The following is a 25,086-nucleotide window of genomic DNA, read 5'->3' as shown; positions in this document are numbered from 1 at the left end:
AGATGAGATTTCCCATAGCGCAAGCTAGTAAGATCCCTGAAAGATGATCAGGTTGATAGGTCCGGTGTGGAAGTGTGGCGACACATGGAGCTGACGGATACTAATCGATCGAGGACTTAATCAAATACGGTTTGTTTTCTCTAATTATCTGGTTTTGAGGGAATGAATTTCTCTTAATTCTATACATGTCTGGTGACGATGGCGAAGAGGTCACACCCGTTCCCATCCCGAACACGGAAGTTAAGCTCTTCAGCGCCGATGGTAGTAAGGGGACTCCCCTTGCAAGAGCAGGACGTTGCCAGGCAAATAAAGGCATTCTCAAATGAGAGTGTCTTTTTTTCGGTTTTTTATTTGTTCAATGCCGAAGGCATTAAGAAGAAACATACACCATGTTAGCGAGGATCAGGAGGACCAAGAAGATCGAGGAATCAAGGGAGAGAGACTCGGAATGGGCTTTGCCCATGAGAATCGAACGAGCGCAGATGACGAAGAGATTCGCTGGTCATCGTGATCCGCAGCGCGAACACGGAAGTTAAGCTCGCGCGCCGATGGTAGTAAGGGGACTCCCCTTGCAAGAGCAGGACGTTGCCAGGCAGCCAAAAGACATTCTCAAATGAGAGTGTCTTTTTTTGTTTTTTTATTTGTTCAATGCCGAAGGCATTAAAAAGAAACATACACCATGTTAAGGTAGTAAGTACTCCTGAAAAAGCAGAGGAACTACCTCAATCGGGCTATTGAGACAGTATGTACCCCTGAAAAAGCAGATAAACTACCTCAATCGAGCTATTGAGGTAGGAAGTGCCCTTTAAAAAGCAGAGGAACTACCTCAATCGGACTATTAAGTAGTAAGTATCCTTAAAACGCTTCAACCGGACAAACTATACGGTTTTCGCTGGGGCATTGTCCCTTTGAATTCAGCTTAGTGTTGATTCAATGCATTAATCGTTTTAGATACTATTAGAACATGACTTGATCGTCCCAATTGTACCGCACATCCATCCCAATCGCGTAGCCCTCACAGTTTTAATACACATCCATCCCAATCGGCACATAACTCCGGGGTCTCTCCTACTTTAAATATTCTCAATTTTATTCTTGACGTCAACGGTTTAAAACTTACCGAAGAAGGAGTTGGCTGCAAAGAAATTAATATTTCAAAAATCCCAAAGAAAGTCTATATGTGGTTTCATTTTTTTACCACATGGATAAAATAATGTTGGGAGTAGACAATTGCATTTTATGCTTATTCTCTAGTATAATTAAGTCAAATATAGTCAAAGTCAGGCGTCGTTTCAAGGAGGTGTCTTGATGATGCGAAATATATCTGATGTAATTGAAAGTTATTTAAAAAAAGTGCTTGAATTAAGTGAATCGGAGATTGTTGAAATTAAAAGAAGTGAAATTGCTGATAAATTTCAGTGTGTTCCCTCCCAAATTAACTACGTGATTAATACCCGCTTTACGATTGAAAGAGGGTATATGGTAGAAAGTAAAAGAGGGGGAGGCGGTTATATCCGGATTACGAGGGTAAAGACGCACACGAAAGCCCATCTTATTGATCAGTTAGCGGCGCTCGTTGGAAGAAATATATCTCAAACAAGTGCGCAGGATATCATTTTTAGGCTTTTAGATGAAAGGGTCATTACGAGGAATGAAGCAAAATTAATGCTAAGCGTTATTGATCGCTCCGTTATATATCTAGATTTGCCAGAACGTGATGAGATGAGAGCTAGAATTCTTATAGCCATGCTCCAGGCTATTAAATACGATTAAAGGTAAGGTGAAGGTGATGATATGCCAAGAGTGTAAAGAAAGACCCGCAACGATGCATTTTACAAAAGTGGTAAATGGTGAAAAAACTACAATCCAACTTTGCGAAAAATGCGCACAGGAAAAAGGCGAGATATTTATGTTTGATGGAGCGGGGGGATTTTCATTTAATGACTTACTTGCAGGTCTATTAAATTTTGATCCCTCTTTTCAACAGGCTAAATCGCAGCCTTCTCCATCTGAGCAAGTTGTTCAATGTGAAGTATGTAAAATGACATTTCAGCAATTTATAAATATTGGCCGGTTTGGTTGTGCTAATTGTTATGATGCTTTTAAGGATCAGATGGCACCTATCCTAAAAAGACTGCATAGCGGCAATTTAAAGCATGGTGGAAAGGTCCCAAAAAGGATCGGGGGTTCTATCCATATTAAAAAGAAGGTGCAATTGCTAAAAGAAGAGCTTCGTTCCTTAATTGCTAAGGAAGAATTTGAGGAAGCTGCGGTAATACGTGACCAAATCCGTTCCCTCGAAAATACGGTGTTGGATGAGGAGGGGAGATCATGAATCTTGAAAAGTTTTTAAATAAAGCTGTTAGCTCGTGGATGAGTGCGGAAGGCCCTGATTCAGATATCATTCTAAGTTCCCGCATCCGACTTGCAAGAAATTTGCGCAAATCTAAATTTCCAACATTGTTTAGTAATGAAGAGGCAAGGGAAATTATTAACCAAATTAAAGGTTTGATGGACTCAGATATATTTCAGTCATATGGAGCAATGGAATTTTTAGAAATAGAAGAATTAAAATCTTTGCAAAAAAGGGTCCTAGTTGAAAAACACCTAATCAGTCCTCGCCTCGCGGAAAATGCCTCTCATGGCGCCGTTATATTATCGGAAAATGAAGATATTAGCATTATGGTCAATGAGGAAGATCATATAAGAATCCAATGTTTATTTCCAGGACTGCAAATAAATGAGGCATTGGAAAGCGCCAACGCGATAGATGATTTATTGGAGGAAAAGTTAGATTATGCTTTCGATGAAAATCTTGGTTATTTAACGAGTTGCCCGACGAATGTTGGAACGGGATTAAGAGCTTCCGTCATGGTTCATCTTCCCGCGTTAATTTTAACAAGGCAAATGAATCGTATCATCCCTGCGATAAATCAGCTAGGTCTTGTTGTAAGAGGGATTTACGGAGAAGGCAGTGAAGCTCTAGGTAACATTTTTCAAATCTCCAATCAAATCACGCTCGGAAAATCTGAGGAAGATATCGTCGGGGATTTAACAAGTGTCGTACAACAGATTATTGCTCAGGAAAGGTCGGCTAGGGAAGCATTAGTAAAGACATCGAACATACAATTAGAGGATAGAGTATTTCGATCATACGGAATTTTAGCAAACAGCCGAGTCATAGAAACAAAAGAGGCTGCCGAATGTTTATCCGATGTAAGATTGGGCATAGATACAGGGTATATAAAGCATTTATCAAAAAATATCCTTAACGAATTAATGATTTTGACACAGCCTGGATTTTTACAACAATATGCTGGCGGTCCCCTCCGTCCGGCTGAGCGTGATATTAAAAGAGCCACATTTATTCGTGAGCGTTTAAAACTTGAAGAGAGAGATCGTTAGGAGGAGATCGTATGATGTTTGGGCGTTTTACTGAGAGAGCACAGAAAGTATTGGCGTTGTCGCAAGAAGAAGCAATCCGTCTTGGGCATAGTAATATCGGTACAGAGCACATTTTGCTTGGGTTAGTAAGGGAAGGCGAAGGGATTGCTGCCAAAGCTTTATATGGTCTTGCATTAGGACCTGAGAAGATCCAGAAAGAAGTAGAGAATTTAATTGGGCGCGGCCAAGATACTTCTCAAAACATTCACTATACACCAAGAGCAAAAAAAGTAATTGAGCTATCTATGGATGAGGCGCGAAAATTAGGCCATTCCTATGTAGGCACCGAACATATTCTATTAGGTTTAATCCGTGAAGGTGAAGGTGTAGCTGCCCGTGTATTAAATAATTTAGGGGTTAGCTTAAACAAAGCTCGCCAGCAAGTGCTTCAGCTTTTAGGGAGCAATGAGGCGAATAATCACGGTGGGGGCTCATCAAGTGCAAGCACTCCGACATTAGATGGTCTTGCTCGTGATTTAACCTCTATTGCGAGAGAAGGCAGCCTTGACCCGGTGATTGGCCGAGGTAAAGAAATTCAAAGGGTCATTGAAGTGCTAAGCAGACGTACGAAAAACAACCCGGTCCTGATTGGAGAGCCAGGAGTTGGTAAAACTGCGATTGCAGAAGGATTAGCACAGCAAATTATCCAAAACGAGGTCCCAGAAATTTTACGTGATAAACGAGTTATGACCCTCGATATGGGAACCGTTGTGGCGGGAACAAAATATCGTGGTGAATTTGAAGATCGCCTTAAGAAAGTAATGGATGAAATTCGCCAAGCAGGAAATATTATTTTATTTATAGATGAGCTTCATACGTTAATTGGGGCTGGCGGCGCGGAAGGTGCAATCGATGCTTCGAATATCTTAAAACCGTCTTTAGCGCGTGGAGAATTGCAATGTATTGGTGCGACGACACTTGATGAATATCGAAAATATATTGAAAAGGACGCTGCACTAGAACGTCGTTTCCAACCGATTCAGGTTGACGAGCCGACAGCCGAGGAATCGATTCAAATTTTAGAGGGCTTAAGAGATCGATATGAGGCGCACCACCGTGTTTCCATTACAGACGAAGCGATTGAGGCTGCTGTAAAATTGTCCGACCGTTATATATCTGATCGTTTTTTACCGGATAAAGCAATTGATTTGATCGATGAGGCGGGTTCGAAGGTTCGTCTTCGTTCTTATACAACTCCTCCAAATTTGAAAGAGCTTGAAGTGAAACTCGAGTCGATTCGCAAGGAAAAAGATGCAGCTGTTCAAAGTCAAGAGTTTGAAAAAGCCGCTTCCCTTCGTGATTCAGAGCAGCGTCTTCGTGAAGAGCTGGAAGAAACGAAGAAAACATGGAAAGAAAAACAAGGCCAGGAAAATAGTGAAGTTACTGTAGATGACATTGCCCATGTAGTATCCAGCTGGACGGGGATCCCTGTTTCTAAACTTGCATCAACAGAAACAGAAAAGTTATTAAAACTGGAAGAGATTTTACATTCTAGAGTTATTGGTCAGGAAGAAGCAGTAAAATCAGTAGCGAAGGCGGTACGTAGAGCGAGGGCTGGTTTAAAGGATCCAAAACGACCAATTGGTTCATTTATTTTCTTAGGTCCGACTGGGGTTGGTAAGACAGAGCTTGCAAGAGCCTTGGCTGAGGCGATGTTCGGTGATGAAGATGCGATGATCCGTATCGATATGTCCGAGTATATGGAAAAACATTCAACTTCAAGACTCGTCGGTTCTCCTCCAGGTTATGTAGGATTTGAAGAGGGTGGGCAATTAACTGAAAAAGTAAGAAGAAAGCCATATTCCGTAATTTTACTTGATGAAATTGAGAAGGCACATCCTGATGTATTCAATATATTATTACAAGTTTTAGAGGATGGACGTCTTACTGACTCCAAAGGTAGAACGGTTGATTTTAGGAATACCGTGTTAATTTTAACGTCAAACGTTGGAGCAGAGTCTTTAAAACGGAATAAATATGTTGGATTCAGCATTCAAGACGGGGAACAAGATTATAAAGACATGAAGAGTAAAGTAATGGAAGAATTGAAAAAAGCCTTCCGTCCGGAATTCCTAAATCGTGTCGATGAAATTATCGTATTCCATGCTCTTGAAAAGCCACACTTGAAGGAAATTGTTACATTGATGGCAGAACAATTAATGAAGCGTCTAAAAGAGCAAGAAATGGATTTAGAATTGACAGATACGGCAAAAGAAAAAATTACAGAAGAGGGCTTTGACCCTGAATATGGAGCGCGTCCACTAAGAAGAGCGATTCAGAAATTTATTGAAGATCGCCTATCGGAAGAATTGCTAAAAGGTAATATTTCAACAGGGCAGCACATTATGATAGATGTTGAAAATGGAGAGTTCACGGTAAAAACAACCGAAAAATCCATTTCGTAAATTTTGCTGAAGTAAAAATAAGTTCAAGCGGAAGGCTATTTTGCTTGAACAAAAAAACCGGGTACACAGGTCTATTCGTGTACCCTGTTTATTTCTTAGTATTGAAACCTATACGGTATGTCATTCGTTTTATATTAAAAGGCTGCTGCTTAAAGTTTGCTATTTTTGTAAAAGCCCTAAAGCCGACTTCACCTTTTATGAAGTTCTAAGCTGTATTATTCATGTTGTATTCCGTCCTTAAAATTCATAGTAAATTGAGAAAAGTGCCTATTAAAAAGAAGGAGAATAAGATGGCGAAGAAGAAAACAAAATTTATGTGTCAAGCTTGCGGGTATGAATCTGCTAAATGGATGGGAAGATGCCCTAGTTGTGGGGAATGGAATCAAATGGTTGAAGAAGTAGATATAGTAGGCAAACAGCCGAGACGATCATTTCAACATACCTCATCTGAAGAACTTTCCAAAGCATCTCCTATCACTTCGATTGAAACCAAAAATGAACCGCGTGTAACGACGGAATTAAAAGAATTAAACCGTGTGCTAGGCGGAGGGGTTGTTCCAGGTTCCCTTATCTTAATTGGCGGCGATCCGGGAATCGGTAAATCCACCCTGCTTTTGCAAGTCTCTGCACAACTTGCAGCCGTAAATCCAAAGGTCCTCTATATTTCAGGTGAAGAATCTGTAAAGCAAACAAAACTTAGAGCCGATCGACTAAATGTATCATCCCCTGAGCTGTATATTTATTCTGAAACAAATCTAGAAATGATCCACCAAACAATTGAAAATTTATCACCCCAATTTGTAGTGATAGACTCTATTCAAACCGTCTATCATCCTGAGGTCACATCTGCTCCCGGAAGCGTATCCCAAGTCCGTGAATGTACGGCAGAATTGATGCGAATAGCGAAAACGAAGGGTATAGCTATTTTCATAGTAGGCCACGTAACAAAAGAAGGAGCAATTGCAGGACCGCGTTTACTTGAACATATGGTTGACACTGTACTCTATTTTGAAGGTGAAAGGCACCATACATATAGAATACTGCGCGCTGTAAAAAATCGTTTCGGTTCGACTAATGAGATGGGAATTTTTGAAATGAAGGAATCAGGATTGGAAGAAGTAGAGAATCCATCGGAGATTTTCCTCGAAGAAAGGTCGAAAGGTACTTCAGGCTCCACCGTAGTAGCCTCCATGGAAGGAACGCGCCCCGTCTTGGTTGAAATTCAGGCGCTGATCTCGCCGACTAGCTTTGGAAATCCAAGGAGAATGGCAACCGGTATTGACCATAACCGAGTATCGTTAATTATGGCGGTCTTGGAAAAAAGAGTAGGATTATTGTTGCAAAATCAGGACGCTTATTTAAAAGTTGCGGGTGGAGTGAAGCTTGATGAGCCGGCGATTGACCTCGCTATTGCCACAAGTATTGCCTCTAGTTTTCGTGATAAACAAACGAGAGCTACGGATTGTATCATCGGTGAAGTGGGGTTAACCGGGGAAGTGCGTCGTGTTTCAAGAATTGAACAACGGGTTCAAGAAGCTGCAAAACTAGGATTCGAAAGAGTCATAATACCAGCCAATAATATTGGAGGGTGGAAAGTACCCGTTGGAATTGAGGTTATCGGAGTTAATACTGTAGGAGAAGCACTTCAATATGCATTTGCATAGAAAGTATAAATGGACTTTTGACCTACTATAAAATTGACATTAATATATAAAATTGCTACCTTTTGGTGAAGGAGATTTTTTACAAATAATGTTATATTAAAAAGAAGACTCCTAATTTTTAGAGAATCTTTTATTGATAAAGGAAAATATTTACAATACCATGGTTTTAAAGCAAGTTAATTGTTCATAATTAAAAGAAGGAGGTGAAGGAATGTATGTTAAAAAGAATTGTGCAAGCCTGTTTTTTACTACTCGGCGGGACCTTGGGGATTTTTCTTATTCCCGAATTATTAAAATTGGTAAAATTGGATAGTGTGGCATTAATCAATAATCCGTATATTTCTGCTATTATAGGTGCAATTATTTTTTATTTATTAACTTTTTGGGCGGTTGATTTTATTGTCAATGGAGTGAAATGGCTTGAGGATAGGCTTGTAAAAGCCCCTATCACAGATATTTTATTCGGTAGTCTTGGTCTCACTTTCGGTTTGATTGTCGCATTTTTAGCAGGTCTAGCTATTAATCAAATGGAAATACCTATTATTAATACGTACGTTCCGATACTGTTGACTTTATTACTTGGATATTTAGGATTCCAAGTGGGGTTTAAAAAGCGTGACGAGCTGACAAGCTTTTTTTCCATCAATCGTAGTGGTAAGAAAAGAGGTCCAGATGGAATAGAAGCAGAAAAAGAGATTCCCGCCAAAAGGTTAAAAATATTGGATACAAGCGTCATTATTGATGGTCGAGTTGCTGATATTTGCCAAACTGGATTTTTAGACGGGGTAATCGTCATTCCTCAGTTTGTCCTTGAGGAGCTTCAGCATATTGCTGATTCCTCTGATGCCTTGAAACGTAATAGAGGAAGACGGGGACTTGATATTCTCAATCGTATTCAAAAAGAAATAGATATTCAGGTAGAAATGTATGAAATTGATTTTGAGGATGTTCAGGAAGTGGATAGCAAGCTCGTTAAATTGGCGAAATTAACTGATGGGGTCGTTGTGACAAACGATTATAATTTAAATAAAGTTTGTGAGTTTCAGAACGTAAATGTATTAAATATCAATGATCTCGCAAATGCAGTGAAACCTGTTGTACTGCCGGGTGAAGAGTTAAATGTCCAAGTCATTAAAGATGGGAAAGAGTATAATCAAGGTGTTGCATATTTGGATGATGGAACGATGATTGTAGTAGAAGAGGGCAGAAATTATATCGGCAAACGGATTGATGTAATTGTGACAAGTGTTCTACAAACATCGGCGGGACGTATGATTTTTGCAAAGCCGAAGTTATTGGAAAAAGCATTATAATCTAGTTCAACAAGAATGAGAATAGGGGTAAAAGTAATGAACTATCAAGTGATTATTCCAGCTGCTGGGTCTGGGAAGAGAATGGGTGCAGGGTACAATAAATTATTGATGAATTTGGAAGGAAGGCCCATTATTCTTCATACACTTGATGTTTTTGAAAAAGATCCTCACTGTGGTCAGATCATCCTCGTTATTCAACCGGATGATGAGCCGTTTTTTAAAGAAATTCAAAGTCGCTATCTTAAGATTCACCTAGTCCATGGTGGCAGCGAGCGGCAATATAGCGTTTATAATGGATTGAAAGCTGCTGTGGCAGATGGAATCATTCTTGTTCATGATGGAGCACGACCTTTTATTCGTCCAGAAACCATATTGAGTCTCGTTGATTCTGCGAGAAAGCATGGGGCCGCCATAGCAGCTGTTCCGGTTAAGGATACGATTAAAAAAGTAAAGGATCTTGAAGTCATTGAAACAGTAGACCGATCCAGCTTGTGGCAGGTGCAAACCCCACAAGCTTTTCGTTTTTCTGTGTTGAAGAGCGCACATGAGCGGGCAAAATTAGAGGGATTTTTAGGAACAGACGAAGCGTCGCTCGTAGAAAAAAGCGGGCAACCTGTAAAAATAGTTGAGAGCGACTACGATAATATTAAATTGACGACACCCGAGGACCTTTATTTTGCTGAGGCTATTTTAAAGAAAAGACAACAGTAAAGGGGAATACGTGAATGTTTAGAGTTGGGCAAGGCTTTGATGTGCATAAGTTTGCGGAAGGTCGTCCGTTAATAATAGGCGGGATTAAGATCCCTTACGAAAAAGGATTGATTGGGCATTCTGATGCGGATGTTCTTTTACATACTGTAGCGGACGCTTGTCTTGGGGCAATTGGAGAAGGGGATATTGGCAGGCATTTTCCTGACACGGATCCCGAATATAAAGATGCTGATTCCGCGGAGCTTTTGGTTCATGTGTGGAATTTAGTAAAGAAAAGTGGCTATTCCCTTGTAAATATAGATTGTATAATCATGGCACAAAAGCCAAAAATGGCACCTCATATTGATAAAATGAGAGAGCGGATCGCCGAACTATTAGAAGCGGATGCGTCTCAAGTAAATGTAAAGGCGACTACAACAGAGCGTCTTGGATTTGTAGGACGTGAGGAAGGTATCGCTTCTCAGGCAGTTATATTAATACAAAAGAATTAAAAATTATTGTAAAATAGAAAGACCGTGATTTTGAATGGAGGCAGAAAAATGTCAAATGACGTGAGAGTGCGCTATGCCCCGAGTCCAACGGGTCATCTGCATATCGGTAATGCGCGTACAGCACTTTTTAATTATTTATTCGCACGCAATATGGGTGGAACATTCCTTATTAGAATTGAAGATACAGATTTGAAGAGAAATATTGAGGGCGGCGAGGAGAGCCAGCTTAAGTATTTGAAATGGCTAGGAATCGATTGGGATGAAAGTGTAGATAAGGACGGCGGCTATGGTCCATACCGACAATCCGAACGCGTCGATATATATAAAAAATATTACGATGAGCTTTTAGATCGTGGCTTAGCCTATAAATGTTACTGTACTGAAGAAGAACTAGAAAAAGAGCGTGAAGCGCAAATGGCCCGCAGCGAGATGCCGCGTTATTCAGGGAAATGTGCCCATCTCTCCAAGGAAGAACAAGCGGCACTTGAAGCGGAAGGACGGGTACCGAGTATCCGCTTTAAAGTACCTGCTAATAAAGTCTATGCTTTCACTGATATGGTGAAAGATGAAGTTTCCTTTGAATCTGACGGCATAGGTGACTTTGTCATTGTCAAAAAGGATGGTATCCCAACATATAATTTTGCTGTGGCAATCGATGATTATCTTATGAAAATTAGTCATGTCCTCCGTGGCGATGACCATATTTCAAATACGCCAAAGCAATTAATGATTTTTGAGGCGTTTGATTGGGAACCTCCAACATATGGCCATATGACACTTATCGTCAATGAAAGCCGTAAAAAGCTAAGCAAGCGCGACGAATCCATCATTCAATTTATTGAGCAATACGCAGAACTTGGTTATTTACCTGAGGCTCTATTCAATTTTATTGCTTTGCTTGGATGGTCTCCACAAGGAGAAGAAGAAATTTTTTCAAAAGAGGAATTCATTAAGATTTTCGATGCCAATCGCTTATCGAAATCTCCTGCATTATTCGACAAGCAAAAGCTTGCTTGGATGAATAATCAGTATATGAAAAAGCTGGAATTGGATGATGTTGTGGCCCTTGCCTTACCTCACCTTGTAAAAGCGGGCCTTGTAAAAGAGCAGTTAAATCAAGAAGAGGAAAATTGGGTGAAAGGCTTAATTGCTCTTTACCAAGAACAAATGAGCTTTGGAGCTGAAATTGTAGAATTATCAAGTATGTTCTTTAAAGATGAAATCGATTATGATGAAGAAGCAAAAGCTGTTTTGGATGAAGAGCAAGTACCTGAAGTGATAAGTGCATTTTACGATGAAGTCGATGCCCTTACACCATTTAAAGCAGATGGAATAAAACAAGCCATAAAAGCGGTACAAAAGTCGACCGGACAAAAAGGGAAAAAACTATTTATGCCTATTCGCGTCGCAGTGACAGGCCAAACACATGGACCAGAACTTCCAAATGCGATTGAATTATTGGGCAAAGAGAAAATAAAAAAACGCTTGGAGCGTTTGAAGGGTTAACAATTAGATAAATCTATAATATATTATAGTTATATTAAAAACGTTGACGAGGAAAAGTAAAAAAATGATGCTGTTCAGAGAGTACCGCCACCGGCTGAGAGCGGGACCAGCTATTCATTTTTTGAAGTGCACCTCTGAGTCCTAATCCGAACAGGGAAACTAAGTAGGTGCAGGCGGTAGTCTTGTCGTTATCAAGAGGAGCTGGGGCGCCCGCTTTTTATAAAAGCAGTGCCCAACCAGAGTGGAACCGCGCCAAAAGCGTCTCTGATTTTTTTCAGAGGCGTTTTTTTTATATAATTTGTGTCAAGCTACAGCGCCAATCGACTAGCAAACTTCTTGTCCTTCTCACTTGCGTAAGGAAGCCAGATTCGTCCTATCGGACTCGTCGTGTTTCCGTTATCTAAGTCGAAGGTCGAAAAATTGACTAAAAGTAAACCGCCACGTCCTGTGGCGGCGTCGACGGACCCACATGCTGTGGACCGTACGTCGATAGGCAAGGCGCTTTCGCTTTTCTAAAAAAGGGGGGCCTTAATGATGTTCAAACGAATGAAAGAAGATATAGAAACAGTATTCGACCAGGACCCTGCTGCCCGGACTTATATAGAGGTGATCCTAACATATTCGGGCTTGCATGCAATTTGGGCGCATCGAGTGGCACATGCCTTATATAAAAGAAAAATGTATTTTGCCGCAAGAATGATTTCCCAAATCAATCGTTTTTTTACAGGAATTGAGATTCACCCGGGTGCGATCATCGGGCGCCGTTTCTTCATAGACCACGGGATGGGAGTGGTAATTGGTGAAACATGCGAGATTGGTGATAACGTGACAGTTTATCAAGGGGTAACCTTAGGTGGAACTGGAAAAGAAAAAGGGAAGCGGCATCCGACTCTGGAGGATAATACCCTTATCGCCACAGGTGCCAAGGTGTTAGGAAATATTACAATAGGGAAAAATTCAAAAGTAGGAGCGGGCTCCGTCGTATTAAAAGATGTGCCTTCTAATTCCACTGTCGTTGGAATACCAGGAAGGATCGTCGTCCGGGACGGAGTAAGAATAAAAGATTTAAATCACTGTGATTTACCGGATCCAGTTTCAGATAAATGCATAGAAATGGAAAAAAGAATCTCCGGGTTACAAGAAGAAATCTCCCAATTACAAAGGGAAATCGCGAAAGGAGCCACGATCGATGGCCATTAAAATTTACAATACACTTACTCGAAAAAAAGAAGATTTTATTCCGTTAGAAGAAGGAAAAGTAAAAATGTATGTGTGCGGTCCAACTGTCTACAACTACATTCATATTGGTAATGCGAGGCCTCCTATTGTATTTGATACAGTTCGCCGTTACTTGGAGTATCGTGGTTATGAAGTGAACTTTATTTCTAATTTTACCGATGTTGACGATAAGCTTATTAAAGCGGCAGCTGAACTTGGTACAGATGTTCCGACAGTCGCGGAGCGGTTCATAGAAGCATTTTTCGAAGATGTATCCGCACTGGGCTGCAAGAGGGCCAATCTTCATCCGCGTGTAACGGAAAATATGGATATCATCATTGAATTCATAGAAACATTAATTGAAAAAGGTTTCGCTTATGAATCAAATGGAGATGTTTATTATAGAACAAGACATTTTGAAGGATATGGAAAACTTTCTCACCAAGCAGTAGATGATTTGAAAATCGGCGCCCGGATTCAAGCGGGAGAAAACAAAGAAGATGCCTTGGATTTTACATTATGGAAAGCAGCGAAAGAGGGAGAAATTTCTTGGGATAGTCCATGGGGTGAGGGAAGGCCGGGCTGGCATATCGAGTGCTCTGCTATGGCTCGAAAATACTTGGGTGATACGATTGATATACATGCGGGCGGGCAAGATTTAACGTTTCCGCATCATGAAAATGAAATTGCCCAATCAGAAGCACTTACTGGCAAAACATTTGCTCGTTATTGGATGCATAATGGGTATATCAATATCGATAACGAAAAAATGTCGAAATCCCTTGGGAATTTTGTTCTTGTCCATGACATTTTAGAGCATGTGGATCCACAAGTCTTAAGATTCTTTATATTAGCTGTCCATTATCGCAATCCAATTAATTTTACAGACGAATTGTTAAAAAATGCTGGAGCAGGTCTTGAAAGATTGAAAACATCTTATCAAAATTTAAAACATCGTTTGGATGTAAGTGCAAATTTAACAACTAATGACGAGAAATGGCTGGGGAAAATTTCCGACTTAAAGAATGATTTTGTAAAAGAAATGGATGATGATTTTAATACTGCTGATGGAATCTCTATTTTATTCGAGCTTGCGAAACAAGCTAATTATTATTTGATGGAAGAAAATACGTCGGTTAAGGTCATCGAATCATTCATGAACACTTTTGAAGAATTATTCTCTGTTCTAGGCTTACAATTGGATGTTGCTGAGTTGCTTGATGAAGAGATTGACCAACTAATCAATGAACGTTTGGAAGCGAGAAAAAACCGCAACTTCCAGCGTGCAGATCAAATTCGTGATCAATTAAAAGAAATGAACATCATTCTTGAAGATACACCACAAGGCACAAGATGGAAACGGGGCTAATCAATATGAATCTGCCTGATAAAGAAGTAAACTATAAGCAATTGAATAGTTTAGCACTCGCTTATATCGGTGATGCCGTTTACGATGTGTTTATCAGACATTACCTTTTACAAAATGGTAAAACAAAACCACATCGGCTTCACAGGGAAGCGACCCGTTTTGTCTCGGCTAAAGCGCAATCCGGTATTTTGAAAAAAATGATTGAAGAGAATTTTTTAAGTGAAGAAGAAATGAACGTTATGAAACGGGGAAGAAACGCTAAGTCTGGGACAATCCCTAAAAATACAGATGTCCTAACCTACCGCCATAGCACCGCTTTTGAAGCGGTGATCGGCTGGGTATATTTAGCAAATGAACGTAACCGATTAAATGAAATTATCGATGAAGCAATTAATAAGATTGAAACCGGGGGAGTGGGAACAGCATGAGCCAGGAGTGGATTGCGGGAAAAAACCCTGTTATAGAAGCATTGAAATCAGACCGGGATATTAATAAAATCTGGATTGCTGAAGGATCTCAAAAAGGACAAATGCAAGTAATCATAAAACTTGCGAAAGAACGCAATGTTTTAATTCAATACGTACCGAAGCAAAAGCTCGAACAAAACACGAAAGAAAATCATCAAGGTGTCATTGCTCAGGTAGCCGCCTACCAATATGCTGAAGTTGACGATTTATTTGCACATGCTTCCAAAAGCCAAGAAGATCCATTTTTTCTTATTTTAGATGAATTAGAAGACCCTCATAATCTAGGTTCTATATTACGTACAGCAGATGCTGCGGGGGTGCATGGCATCATCATTCCGAAGCGAAGGGCAGTAGGTCTGACCGCTACGGTTGCTAAGCTATCGACAGGGGCGATTGAATATATCCCTGTAGCACGTGTTACGAACATTGCCAGAACCATTGATGAATTAAAAGAACGCGGTATTTGGGTATTTGGAACGGACGCAAAAGGAAGTCAAGATTATCGGAAAATGGACGCTACGCTGCCGCTAGCTATTGTCATTGGAAGCGAAGGTAAAGGAATTGGGCGATTAATTAGGGAGAAATGTGACTTTTTAATCCATTTACCAATGGCCGGGCACGTTACATCACTAAATGCTTCAGTTGCGGCTGCTCTCTTAATGTATGAAGTTCATCGCAAACGGAATCCAATTGAGGGTTAACAAATGGATATCCTTATTGTCGATGGCTATAATATCATCGGTGCGTGGACCGAACTAATTGAGCTAAAAAAGAAAGATCTTGCTGCAGCAAGGGATCGATTAATTGAAATATTGGCGGACTATCAAGGCTATACCGGATATAAAGTAATTGTTGTTTTTGATGCATATGAGGTTAAGGGAGTCGAAAAAAAGTATCGAAAGCATAAAATTGATGTTATTTATACGAAAGCTGAGGAAACTGCGGACGAGCGGATTGAAAAATTAGCGAAAGAATTGACTAATATTCGAACCCAAATCCATGTTGCCACTTCAGATTTCACGGAACAGTGGGCAATTTTTGGACAAGGAGCTCTTAGAATTTCTGCGCGGGAATTATTGATTGAAGTAGAAGCCATTGATCGCAAGATAGGAAAGCGGCTAGAAAAAACGAGAGAAAAGCTTCCTGTATCGAAGATTCCATTAAGTGATGAAGTTGCAACAATTTTCGAAAAATGGCGACGTGGGGAAAAATGACTAGTTGACGCTTGAAAATTCTGTCATGTATAATAGTTTTATCTATGGTTTTCGAGGGTGGGGATACGGTGATCTCAAATATCAGATTAGACGACATCAGATATGATTTGTTAGAAGATGAAGAATTGATCGAACTGATTCATGAAGGAGAAAGCGAAGCACTAGATTACCTCATAAAAAAGTACCGCAATTTTGTTAGAGTAAAAGCTCGTTCCTATTTTCTAATTGGAGCAGATAAAGAGGATATCGTTCAGGAAGGCATGATCGGTCTTTATAAAGCTATTCGAGACTTTAAAGAAGATAAGCTTTCATCTTTTAAAGCTTTTGCCGAGCTTTGCATTACGAGACAAATTATCACTGCAATCAAAACAGCCACCCGACAAAAACACATTCCACTTAATTCCTATGTTTCTTTGGACAAGCCCATATATGACGAAGAATCGGATCGCACATTAATGGATGTGATCTCTGGTGCAAAGATCCTTGATCCTGAGGAACTCCTGATCAATAGAGAAAAATTGAATAATATTGAAGAGAAAGTAATGGAGCTACTTAGTGATTTAGAAAGAAAGGTATTAGCGCTTTACTTAGACGGACGATCATATCAAGAGATATCTGATGAGTTAGATCGTCACGTAAAATCAATTGATAACGCTTTACAAAGAGTAAAAAGAAAGCTCGAGCGCTATTTAGAACTGCATGAATTCAGTGTGTAGTATTAAATGTTTTATTGACAGAAACTAACTTCCGTGATACTTTTTATTAGATAATTGGGAGAGCAGGTGCTGCAAGTGAAAAAGAAAGTTGCCTTAATCTGTGCAGTGTGTGGCTCGCGCAATTATATGACGGATAAGAATAAAGAAGCTGCTACACGTCTTGAGTTAAAGAAGTTTTGCAAAAGTTGTAATGCGCATACGATTCACAAAGAAACAAAATAGCATACATTCACATGAGAGGCGTTCTTTTGAACACGCTCTATAAGCAGCTATATACTTGGAGGTACGATCATGTCAAGCTTAACCCAATTCTTTCGCCACGTAAGCTCAGAAATGAGAAAAGTAAGCTGGCCGAAGCGAAAGGAACTTACCGGCTATACGATTACAGTTGTAGTAACAGTTACAATCCTTGCATTATTTTTTGCGGGGATCGACCAAATTATCTCTAAATCGATTCGTTTTATTCTTGGATTATAAATTCTTATTTTACCTTGAAGCTTGTATAATATACACTTTCTCATGGTATAATGAAAAATATAGATACAGAGTCTGTAGAGCCCGGTCAACGGGTTTTTTCATTTGGTTAAAAATTTTAAAAGTTTAAATAGGGAGGGAAGGACGCTTAGTCCTATTAGATGGAAAAGAACTGGTATGTTGTCCATACTTATTCCGGATATGAAAACAAAGTAAAAGCAAACCTTGAAAAGCGCGTAGAATCGATGGGCATGCAAGATAAAATTTTCCGAGTCATGGTTCCTGAAGAAGAAGAGACCGATTTTAAAAACGGTAAAAAGAAAGTCGTGAAAAAGAAAGTTTTTCCGGGATATGTATTAGTCGAAATTATCATGACAGATGATTCATGGTATGTAGTTCGTAATACACCGGGAGTAACCGGTTTTGTAGGCTCTTCAGGATCTGGTTCGAAGCCGACACCACTATTACCCGAAGAAATTTCCTTTATTCTAAAGCAGATGGGTATAGAAGAAAAACGTGTTGAAGTGAAATTCGAACCAGGTGAAACGGTGACGGTGAAAGAAGGTCCGTTTGCCAATTTTACTGGAAAAATTGAAGATATGGATCAAGCAAAAGGAAAAGCAAGAGTTATGGTTAACATGTTTGGGCGGGAAACGCCTGTCGAATTAGACTTCACTCAAATTGATAAATTATAATTTGAAACAACTTGAAATCTATTGCAAAAAGTGATAATATCTTCTAGGTCAGTATGCTTCTAAATGAAGAACTGATCAAATAATAATATCTTATATTTTGATATGTTGAGTGGGAGGGTGAAAACCCCATTACCACATCACGGACTTAAGGAGGTGTGTCTCGTGGCTAAAAAAGTAATTAAACTTGTAAAATTACAAATTCCTGCAGGCAAAGCGAATCCGGCTCCACCAGTTGGACCGGCGTTAGGTCAAGCAGGTGTAAATATCATGGGATTCTGTAAGGAGTTCAACGCTCGTACAGCAGATCAAGCTGGTCTAATTATTCCAGTTGAAATCACGGTATTTGAAGACCGTTCTTTTACATTCATCACAAAAACTCCACCTGCTGCTGTTCTACTTAAAAAAGCAGCTGGAATCGAGTCTGGTTCTGGTGAACCGAATAAAAAGTCAGTTGCGACTGTAAAGCGCGATAAAGTACGCGAAATCGCAGAAACAAAAATGCCGGACCTAAATGCAGCTAGCGTTGAAGCAGCTATGCTAATGGTTGAAGGCACTGCGCGCAGCATGGGTATCAAAATCGAAGACTGATTTTGATAGTAAGCAAGGTCGTTGTTGGAGGAAGGCTGAATTCCGGCCTTCCTCTTACATGTCTAGCTCCGGCGCCTATCGACTAGCGGATTTAAGATCCCTTCCTACGATAAGTAAACATCGATTCACCCTTGGGTTCATCGTGTTTCCTTTATCTCGTCGGGGCTCTGTAAATCCGTACGTCGATGTTCAGGGCGCTTGCGCTTTTCGACGTGGGAGGTTATTCCGCTAAAACCACAATATAGGAGGAAATATTAATGGCTAAAAAAGGTAAGAAGTATGTAGAAGCTTTAAAGCTAGTTGATCGTTCAAAAGCTTATGCAATCACTGAAGCGATTGAACTTGTAAAAAAAGTGGATTATGCTAAATTTGATGCAACAGTTGAAGCGGCATTCCGTTTAGGTGTAGATCCTAAGAAAGCAGATCAACAAATCCGTGGTGCAGTTGTACTTCCGAATGGTACAGGTAAAACTCAACGCGTGTTGGTATTTGCGAAAGGTGAAAAACTAAAAGAAGCAGAAGCTGCTGGTGCGGATTATGTTGGAGATTCAGAGTACATCAACAAAATCAACCAAGGTTGGTTTGATTTCGATGTTATTGTTGCTACTCCTGATATGATGGGTGAAGTTGGTAAGCTTGGTCGTACACTTGGACCAAAAGGATTAATGCCAAATCCAAAAACAGGTACTGTTACATTTGATGTAGCAAGAGCTGTAAACGAAATTAAAGCGGGTAAAGTTGAATACCGTGTTGATAGAGCGGGTATTATCCACGTTCCAATCGGTAAAGTTTCTTTTGATCAAGAGAAGCTAGTTGAAAACTTTGCTACTATTTTCGATACATTGTTAAAAGCGAAGCCATCAGCTGCAAAAGGAACATACATGAAGAACGTAACTGTTACTTCAACAATGGGACCTGGCGTAAAAGTTGATCCATCTTCAGTATAAAAGCTATTGACTACAAACAGATAACCTGATAAAATAATATCTGTTGAAAAAATAATTAAACATTTGTACCGTAGACAGTAGGTGCTTTAAAAGCTTAATTTCCTACCGAGGTCATTGCGATATATATCAATCTGGCTGAATGATTGACGCGTGAAACCTCCATGTCTATATATGGAGGTTTCTCTGTGTTGGTATAAATGTCCATCTGGAATCTTGGGAGGTGTAAGGATGAGCAGTGTAATTGAGCAAAAGAAACAAATCGTGCAAGAAATCTCTGAGAAATTTAAATCAAGTGTATCTACAGTTGTAGTTGATTATCGTGGATTATCAGTTTCACAAGTAACTGAACTTCGTAAACAACTTCGCGAAGCGGGTATCGATTTCAAAGTTTATAAAAACTCTATGACACGTCGTGCAGCGGAAGTTGCTGAACTTGCAGGTTTGAATGAATCATTGACAGGACCGAACGCAATTGCGTTCAGCACGGAAGACGTTGTAGCTCCTGCAAAAATTTTGAATGACTTTGCGAAAAAGAATGAAGCGCTTGAAATCAAAGCTGGTGTGATTGAAGGAAGTATTGCAACAGTTGAAGAAATCAAAGCACTTGCAGAACTTCCATCTCGCGAAGGATTGCTTTCCATGTTGCTTAGCGTTCTACAAGCTCCTATTCGCAACTTGGCACTTGCAACTAAAGCTGTTGCAGACCAAAAAGAAGAACAAGGCGCATAGAAAAGCGGAAACGCCTTGGTCATCGACGTACAAATTTCAGGGCCTAAGACTTGCGATATAGGAAACACGAGGGGTACGAGTAAGTGAAATTGGCATTTCAAATTACACCTGATGTTGACTTATCGTAGGGAAAAGGGCAGGAAATTTGCTAGTCGATAGGCGATGTAGCTGGACAGAGAATAAAGTGAAAAACATTATTTAAAAACAAATATAATTAACGGAGGAAATAAATCATGACTAAAGAACAAATCATTGAAGCTGTCAAAGAAATGACAGTTCTTGAATTAAACGATCTAGTTAAAGCGATCGAAGAAGAATTTGGCGTAACTGCTGCTGCTCCTGTAGCTGTAGTTGGCGGTGCTGCTGGTGGCGAGGCCGCTGCAGAACAAACTGAGTTTGACGTAGTACTTGCTAGCGCTGGTGCACAAAAAATTAAAGTTATCAAAGTTGTACGTGAAGTTACAGGCCTTGGCTTGAAAGAAGCAAAAGAGCTTGTTGACAATGCTCCAAAGGCAGTTAAAGAAGGCGCATCTAAAGAAGAAGCAGAAGAAATCAAAGCTAAACTTGAAGAAGTTGGAGCTAACGTCGAAGTTAAGTAATCATCTAGAAAATAAAAAAGCTCGCTGCTTATAAAGCGGGCTTTTTTTCGCTAGGTTTTTACCTGCCTGGGAGGAGAGGTTGTTATGGTAGAACATTATTATTCGCGAGAACCTGAAGTTGCAAGTGATCCGAAATTTTGGAACACGGAATTACGGAATCATTCATTTCGTTTTAAAACAGACCAAGGTGTTTTTTCAAAAAGTGAAGTGGACTTTGGATCCCGATTATTAATAGATACATTTGAACCTCCGAAAATAGCAGGCCCCATACTGGATGTGGGATGTGGCTACGGTCCAATCGGTTTGAGCGTTGCAAAGGATTTTCCTAAACGGGTTATTCATATGATTGATGTGAACCAGAGAGCTATTGCGCTTGCTAAAGAAAATGCCGAGCGAAACGATATTGATAATGTGAATATTTATGAAAGTGATCAATTGGAAAGTGTAGTCGAGGAGAGATTCTCGGCGATTTTAACAAATCCACCTATTCGGGCGGGAAAGGAAGTTGTTCATGCTATTTTTGAGCAATGTTTCGACCGTTTGGAACATGAGGGTGAGTTATGGGTGGTTATTCAAAAAAAACAAGGGGCGCCGTCTGCAAAAGCAAAACTAGAGGAATTATTCGGCAGCGCTGAGACGGTGGCGAAAAAGAAAGGCTATTACATTTTAAGAACACTAAAATGTTGACTTGCATATAACCTTGTGATAGCATTGTAAGATGCGAATATAGTGTTTTCTAATCTATTGCCAATTTCATAATAAATTGTATGGAAGTTGGCAAAGTTGGAAAAGATTATAAAATAATAGTTCGTCATGTGAAAAATGTGGTTTTCCAGCAAAACCATTTTTCTTTTTGTTCTATGATACAACATTTTCTCTGGTTTTTCCAGATGAAATGCATCATTATAACGCATGATTTGAGGGGTGAATCAGTTGACAGGTCAACTAGTTCAGTACGGACGGCACAGGAAGCGCAGAAGCTTTGCGCGAATCAGCGAAGTTTTAGAGCTGCCGAATCTAATCGAAATCCAATCTTCTTCCTACCAATGGTTTCTTGATGAGGGCTTAAAGGAAATGTTCCAGGACATCTCGCCAATCGAGGATTTTGCCGGAAATCTTTCTTTGGAATTTATCGATTACAGTCTCGGAGAACCCAAGTACTCAGTAGAAGAATCAAAAGAGCGTGATGCAACTTATTCCGCTCCGCTACGGGTTAAACTCCGCCTTGTTAATAAAGAAACAGGTGAAGTAAAAGACCAAGATGTATTTATGGGTGATTTTCCTCTAATGACAGAGATGGGTACCTTTATTATAAATGGTGCCGAGCGAGTAATTGTATCGCAACTTGTACGTTCTCCGAGTGTGTACTACAACGGAAAGCTCGACAAGAACGGTAAAAAAGGTTTTACAGCTACAGTCATTCCTAATAGGGGTGCATGGCTGGAATACGAAACAGATGCCAAAGATGTTGTCTATGTGCGAATTGATCGGACGAGGAAATTACCTGTTACGGTTCTTTTGCGGGCATTAGGATTTGGTTCTGATCAAGAAATCATCGATCTTATAGGTGACAATGAATACCTCCGTAATACACTTGAAAAAGACAATACGGAAGGCATTGAAAAAGCATTGCTCGAAATTTATGAGCGCCTTCGTCCTGGCGAACCTCCAACAGTGGAAAATGCAAAAAGTTTACTGGTTTCCAGGTTCTTTGATCCAAAAAGATATGATCTTGCAAGTGTTGGGCGATATAAATTGAATAAAAAGCTTCATATTAAAAATCGTCTTTTCAACCAGCGTTTGGCTGAAACTCTAGCAGATCCGGAAACAGGGGAAATTATTGCGGAAGAGGGTACAGTGCTTGATCGCCGCAATTTGGATAAAATAGTCTCTCATTTGGAAAATGGGACTGGTTTTAAAACGTATCAGCAACATGGTGGAGTTTTGGATGGGGATATTGTTGTTCAATCTATCAAAATTTATGCTCCTCATGAAGATGACGAAAAGGTCATTAATGTAATTGGAAATGCTTATGTTGAAGAAGGCATCAAAAATATTACACCTGCTGATATTATCTCATCTATTAGCTATTTCTTTGACCTGCTTTATGATGTAGGTGACACAGATGACATCGATCACCTCGGTAATCGTCGTCTTCGATCTGTTGGTGAATTATTGCAAAACCAGTTTAGAATCGGTTTATCCCGTATGGAGCGTGTCGTAAGAGAGCGTATGTCCATTCAGGATATTAACACGATTACACCACAGCAATTGATTAATATTCGCCCAGTCATTGCATCGATAAAAGAGTTTTTCGGCAGTTCCCAGCTATCTCAGTTCATGGACCAAACGAACCCGCTTGCAGAACTTACGCATAAACGTCGTCTTTCTGCACTTGGACCAGGTGGATTAACACGTGAGCGTGCCGGAATGGAAGTGCGTGACGTCCATTACTCGCATTATGGCCGCATGTGTCCAATTGAAACGCCTGAAGGTCCGAATATTGGATTGATTAACTCGTTATCAACATTCGCCAAAGTGAATCGGTTTGGCTTTATAGAGACGCCTTATCGTCGCGTTGACCCAGAAACTGGGTTAGTCACACCGCAAATTGATTATTTGACTGCGGACGAAGAGGATAATTACGTTGTAGCTCAAGCGAATGCCCCGCTATCTGATGAGGGTGGATTTATTAACGATGAAGTAATTTCTCGTTTCCGCGGTGAAAACACCGTTGTTCGCAGAGAACGTATTGATTATATGGATGTATCGCCAAAACAAGTCGTTTCAGCGGCAACAGCATGTATTCCATTCTTGGAAAACGATGACTCGAACCGTGCTCTAATGGGTGCGAACATGCAACGTCAAGCAGTTCCACTTATGCAGCCGGAAGCTCCTCTAGTAGGAACTGGTATGGAATATGTATCAGCGAAAGATTCTGGTGCTGCTGTTATTTGTAAGCATGACGGAATTGTTGAGCATGTTGAATCCCGTGAAGTATGGGTCCGCAACATTCAAGAGGTTGACGGTCAAGAAGTGAAAGGCGATCTCCGTAAATATCGCATGCAGAAGTTTATTCGTTCTAACCAAGGGACATGTTACAACCAGCGTCCAATCGTAAGTGTAGGAGACCGAGTGTCTAAAGGAGAAATCCTTGGCGATGGTCCTTCAATGGATAAAGGAGAACTTGCTCTTGGAAGAAACGTCCTTGTCGCATTTATGACATGGGAAGGATATAACTACGAAGATGCAATCATTATGAGCGAACGTCTTGTCAAAGATGATGTCTATACTTCCATTCATATTGAAGAATATGAATCTGAAGCCCGTGATACGAAGCTTGGACCGGAAGAAATGACACGTGATATTCCAAACGTTGGAGAAGATGCGCTTCGCAATCTTGATGAACGTGGAATTATCCGAGTTGGGGCAGAGGTCAAAGATGGTGATTTGCTTGTCGGAAAAGTAACTCCTAAGGGTGTAACGGAACTGACAGCGGAAGAACGTCTACTTCATGCAATCTTCGGTGAAAAAGCACGTGAAGTCCGTGACACTTCCCTTCGTGTACCACATGGTGGAGGCGGAATTGTGTTGGACGTAAAAGTATTCAATCGTGAAGATGGAGATGAGCTCCCTCCAGGAGTGAATCAACTTGTTCGCGTCTATATTGTTCAAAAACGTAAAATCTCTGAAGGGGATAAAATGGCGGGACGTCATGGAAACAAAGGGGTTATTTCCCGAATCCTCCCTGAAGAAGATATGCCATATATGCCTGATGGCACTCCAGTCGATGTCATGTTAAACCCACTTGGTGTACCATCCCGTATGAATATCGGGCAAGTACTAGAATTACACTTGGGTATGGCCGCTAGAAGTCTAGGTCTTCATATGGCATCACCAGTATTTGATGGTGCTACTGAAGAAGACGTTTGGGAAACGATTGAAGAAGCAGGAATGGCGAGCGATGCTAAAACAGTCCTTTATGATGGTAGAACGGGAGAAGCTTTTGATAACCGTGTATCCGTAGGGATCATGTACATGATCAAACTTGCGCACATGGTTGACGATAAGCTCCATGCTCGTTCAACAGGACCTTACTCGCTTGTTACTCAACAGCCTCTTGGTGGTAAGGCACAATTTGGTGGACAACGTTTTGGAGAAATGGAAGTTTGGGCACTTGAAGCATACGGTGCGGCTTATACACTTCAAGAAATCCTAACAGTTAAATCAGATGATGTGGTTGGACGTGTAAAAACGTATGAAGCCATTGTGAAGGGTGAAAATGTCCCTGAACCAGGAGTGCCTGAATCATTTAAAGTATTAATTAAAGAACTTCAAAGCCTTGGTATGGATGTGAAAATCCTTTCAGGTGATGAAGAAGAAATAGAAATGCGCGACCTGGATGATGACGATGATGTCAACCAGGCTGATACACTGAATATTGCTCCAGATGCTAAAGTAGAAGAAACGGCAGCATCATATGAATAATTCCTTGAAATTAGCATTAAGGGTAAAACCTGTAGACGAAAAGGGAGG

25 protein-coding genes, 2 rRNA genes and 2 other annotated features are annotated in these 25,086 nt (G+C 40.3%); all 27 genes read left to right on the top strand.

The window, feature by feature from the left end:
- Positions 1-124 (top strand): 23S ribosomal RNA (locus NQ185_RS16740); the annotation flags it as partial.
- A gap of 64 nt (positions 125-188) precedes the next feature.
- Positions 189-304: ribosomal RNA gene (rrf, locus tag NQ185_RS16735) — 5S ribosomal RNA — on the top strand.
- A 54-nt stretch (positions 305-358) separates the two neighbouring features.
- A complete protein-coding gene (locus NQ185_RS16730) occupies positions 359-511 on the top strand; it encodes a hypothetical protein (RefSeq protein ID WP_257583162.1) in 153 nt (50 codons plus the stop codon).
- 800 nt (positions 512-1,311) lie between these two features.
- Complete coding sequence (locus tag NQ185_RS16725; RefSeq protein ID WP_257583164.1) at positions 1,312-1,773, top strand: CtsR family transcriptional regulator; 462 nt, start codon at positions 1,312-1,314, stop codon at positions 1,771-1,773.
- A gap of 16 nt (positions 1,774-1,789) precedes the next feature.
- Positions 1,790-2,335: a protein-arginine kinase activator protein McsA gene (gene mcsA, locus NQ185_RS16720; RefSeq protein ID WP_257583161.1), complete on the top strand. Its 546-nt coding sequence runs from the start codon at positions 1,790-1,792 to the stop codon at positions 2,333-2,335.
- Complete coding sequence (gene mcsB, locus NQ185_RS16715; RefSeq protein ID WP_257583160.1) at positions 2,332-3,405, top strand: protein-arginine kinase McsB; 1,074 nt, start codon at positions 2,332-2,334, stop codon at positions 3,403-3,405. Before mcsA ends, mcsB begins: the two co-directional genes overlap by 4 nt.
- A gap of 11 nt (positions 3,406-3,416) precedes the next feature.
- Positions 3,417-5,849 carry an ATP-dependent protease ATP-binding subunit ClpC gene (clpC, locus tag NQ185_RS16710; RefSeq protein ID WP_257583159.1) on the top strand — a complete coding sequence of 811 codons (2,433 nt, stop codon included), beginning with the start codon at positions 3,417-3,419 and terminating at the stop codon, positions 5,847-5,849.
- A gap of 290 nt (positions 5,850-6,139) precedes the next feature.
- Entirely contained in the window at positions 6,140-7,513 is a 1,374-nt protein-coding gene (radA, locus tag NQ185_RS16705; protein ID WP_257583158.1) for a DNA repair protein RadA, read from the top strand.
- Positions 7,514-7,728: 215 nt separating this feature from the next.
- Positions 7,729-8,826 carry a PIN/TRAM domain-containing protein gene (locus NQ185_RS16700; RefSeq protein ID WP_257583157.1) on the top strand — a complete coding sequence of 366 codons (1,098 nt, stop codon included), beginning with the start codon at positions 7,729-7,731 and terminating at the stop codon, positions 8,824-8,826.
- Between the two features lie 36 nt (positions 8,827-8,862).
- Positions 8,863-9,537: a 2-C-methyl-D-erythritol 4-phosphate cytidylyltransferase gene (gene ispD, locus NQ185_RS16695; RefSeq protein ID WP_257583156.1), complete on the top strand. Its 675-nt coding sequence runs from the start codon at positions 8,863-8,865 to the stop codon at positions 9,535-9,537.
- A gap of 14 nt (positions 9,538-9,551) precedes the next feature.
- On the top strand, positions 9,552-10,028 hold the full coding sequence (gene ispF, locus NQ185_RS16690) for a 2-C-methyl-D-erythritol 2,4-cyclodiphosphate synthase (protein ID WP_257583155.1): 477 nt from the start codon (positions 9,552-9,554) through the stop codon (positions 10,026-10,028).
- 48 nt (positions 10,029-10,076) lie between these two features.
- The gene (gltX, locus tag NQ185_RS16685) at positions 10,077-11,534 is read left to right on the top strand and encodes a glutamate--tRNA ligase (RefSeq protein ID WP_257583153.1); all 1,458 of its coding nucleotides are present in this window, start codon (positions 10,077-10,079) and stop codon (positions 11,532-11,534) included.
- Positions 11,535-11,568: 34 nt separating this feature from the next.
- Positions 11,569-11,803: a binding site (T-box leader), on the top strand.
- 265 nt (positions 11,804-12,068) lie between these two features.
- Positions 12,069-12,734 carry a serine O-acetyltransferase gene (cysE, locus tag NQ185_RS16680; protein WP_257583152.1) on the top strand — a complete coding sequence of 222 codons (666 nt, stop codon included), beginning with the start codon at positions 12,069-12,071 and terminating at the stop codon, positions 12,732-12,734.
- A complete protein-coding gene (cysS, locus tag NQ185_RS16675; protein WP_257583151.1) occupies positions 12,724-14,121 on the top strand; it encodes a cysteine--tRNA ligase in 1,398 nt (465 codons plus the stop codon). The genes cysE and cysS overlap by 11 nt, the downstream gene beginning before the upstream one ends.
- A gap of 5 nt (positions 14,122-14,126) precedes the next feature.
- Positions 14,127-14,549, top strand: a complete 423-nt coding sequence (locus NQ185_RS16670; RefSeq protein ID WP_257583150.1) for a Mini-ribonuclease 3 — start codon at positions 14,127-14,129, stop codon at positions 14,547-14,549.
- Positions 14,546-15,289 carry a 23S rRNA (guanosine(2251)-2'-O)-methyltransferase RlmB gene (gene rlmB, locus NQ185_RS16665; RefSeq protein ID WP_257583149.1) on the top strand — a complete coding sequence of 248 codons (744 nt, stop codon included), beginning with the start codon at positions 14,546-14,548 and terminating at the stop codon, positions 15,287-15,289. The genes NQ185_RS16670 and rlmB overlap by 4 nt, the downstream gene beginning before the upstream one ends.
- A gap of 3 nt (positions 15,290-15,292) precedes the next feature.
- Positions 15,293-15,802, top strand: coding sequence for an NYN domain-containing protein (locus NQ185_RS16660; protein ID WP_257583148.1), 510 nt, complete (start codon positions 15,293-15,295; stop codon positions 15,800-15,802).
- Positions 15,803-15,870: 68 nt separating this feature from the next.
- On the top strand, positions 15,871-16,518 hold the full coding sequence (gene sigH, locus NQ185_RS16655) for an RNA polymerase sporulation sigma factor SigH (protein ID WP_257583147.1): 648 nt from the start codon (positions 15,871-15,873) through the stop codon (positions 16,516-16,518).
- A 75-nt stretch (positions 16,519-16,593) separates the two neighbouring features.
- On the top strand, positions 16,594-16,740 hold the full coding sequence (gene rpmG / locus NQ185_RS16650; protein WP_257583146.1) for a 50S ribosomal protein L33: 147 nt from the start codon (positions 16,594-16,596) through the stop codon (positions 16,738-16,740).
- Positions 16,741-16,809: 69 nt separating this feature from the next.
- Positions 16,810-16,995 (top strand): preprotein translocase subunit SecE, encoded by a 186-nt coding sequence (secE, locus tag NQ185_RS16645; RefSeq protein WP_213131558.1) that lies wholly within the window; start codon positions 16,810-16,812, stop codon positions 16,993-16,995.
- A 158-nt stretch (positions 16,996-17,153) separates the two neighbouring features.
- Positions 17,154-17,687 (top strand): transcription termination/antitermination protein NusG, encoded by a 534-nt coding sequence (gene nusG / locus NQ185_RS16640; RefSeq protein WP_257583145.1) that lies wholly within the window; start codon positions 17,154-17,156, stop codon positions 17,685-17,687.
- Positions 17,688-17,849: 162 nt separating this feature from the next.
- Entirely contained in the window at positions 17,850-18,275 is a 426-nt protein-coding gene (gene rplK, locus NQ185_RS16635) for a 50S ribosomal protein L11 (protein ID WP_213111992.1), read from the top strand.
- A 257-nt stretch (positions 18,276-18,532) separates the two neighbouring features.
- Positions 18,533-19,222: a 50S ribosomal protein L1 gene (rplA, locus tag NQ185_RS16630; protein WP_257583143.1), complete on the top strand. Its 690-nt coding sequence runs from the start codon at positions 18,533-18,535 to the stop codon at positions 19,220-19,222.
- Between the two features lie 50 nt (positions 19,223-19,272).
- Positions 19,273-19,415 (top strand) — a sequence feature (ribosomal protein L10 leader region).
- Positions 19,416-19,450: 35 nt separating this feature from the next.
- Positions 19,451-19,951, top strand: coding sequence for a 50S ribosomal protein L10 (gene rplJ / locus NQ185_RS16625; RefSeq protein ID WP_257583142.1), 501 nt, complete (start codon positions 19,451-19,453; stop codon positions 19,949-19,951).
- Between the two features lie 233 nt (positions 19,952-20,184).
- The gene (gene rplL, locus NQ185_RS16620; protein ID WP_257583141.1) at positions 20,185-20,550 is read left to right on the top strand and encodes a 50S ribosomal protein L7/L12; all 366 of its coding nucleotides are present in this window, start codon (positions 20,185-20,187) and stop codon (positions 20,548-20,550) included.
- Between the two features lie 84 nt (positions 20,551-20,634).
- Positions 20,635-21,237, top strand: a complete 603-nt coding sequence (locus tag NQ185_RS16615) for a class I SAM-dependent methyltransferase (RefSeq protein WP_257583139.1) — start codon at positions 20,635-20,637, stop codon at positions 21,235-21,237.
- A gap of 246 nt (positions 21,238-21,483) precedes the next feature.
- Positions 21,484-25,038, top strand: coding sequence for a DNA-directed RNA polymerase subunit beta (rpoB, locus tag NQ185_RS16610; RefSeq protein WP_257583136.1), 3,555 nt, complete (start codon positions 21,484-21,486; stop codon positions 25,036-25,038).
- Positions 25,039-25,086: the final 48 nt, after the last annotated feature.

The sequence above is a fragment of the Lederbergia panacisoli genome (assembly GCF_024626525.1).
Taxonomy (GTDB): Bacteria; Bacillota; Bacilli; order Bacillales; family Bacillaceae_C; genus Lederbergia; species Lederbergia panacisoli.
The sequence above is the reverse complement of the archived record's forward strand: the minus strand, read 5'-3'. Positions and strand labels throughout refer to the sequence as shown.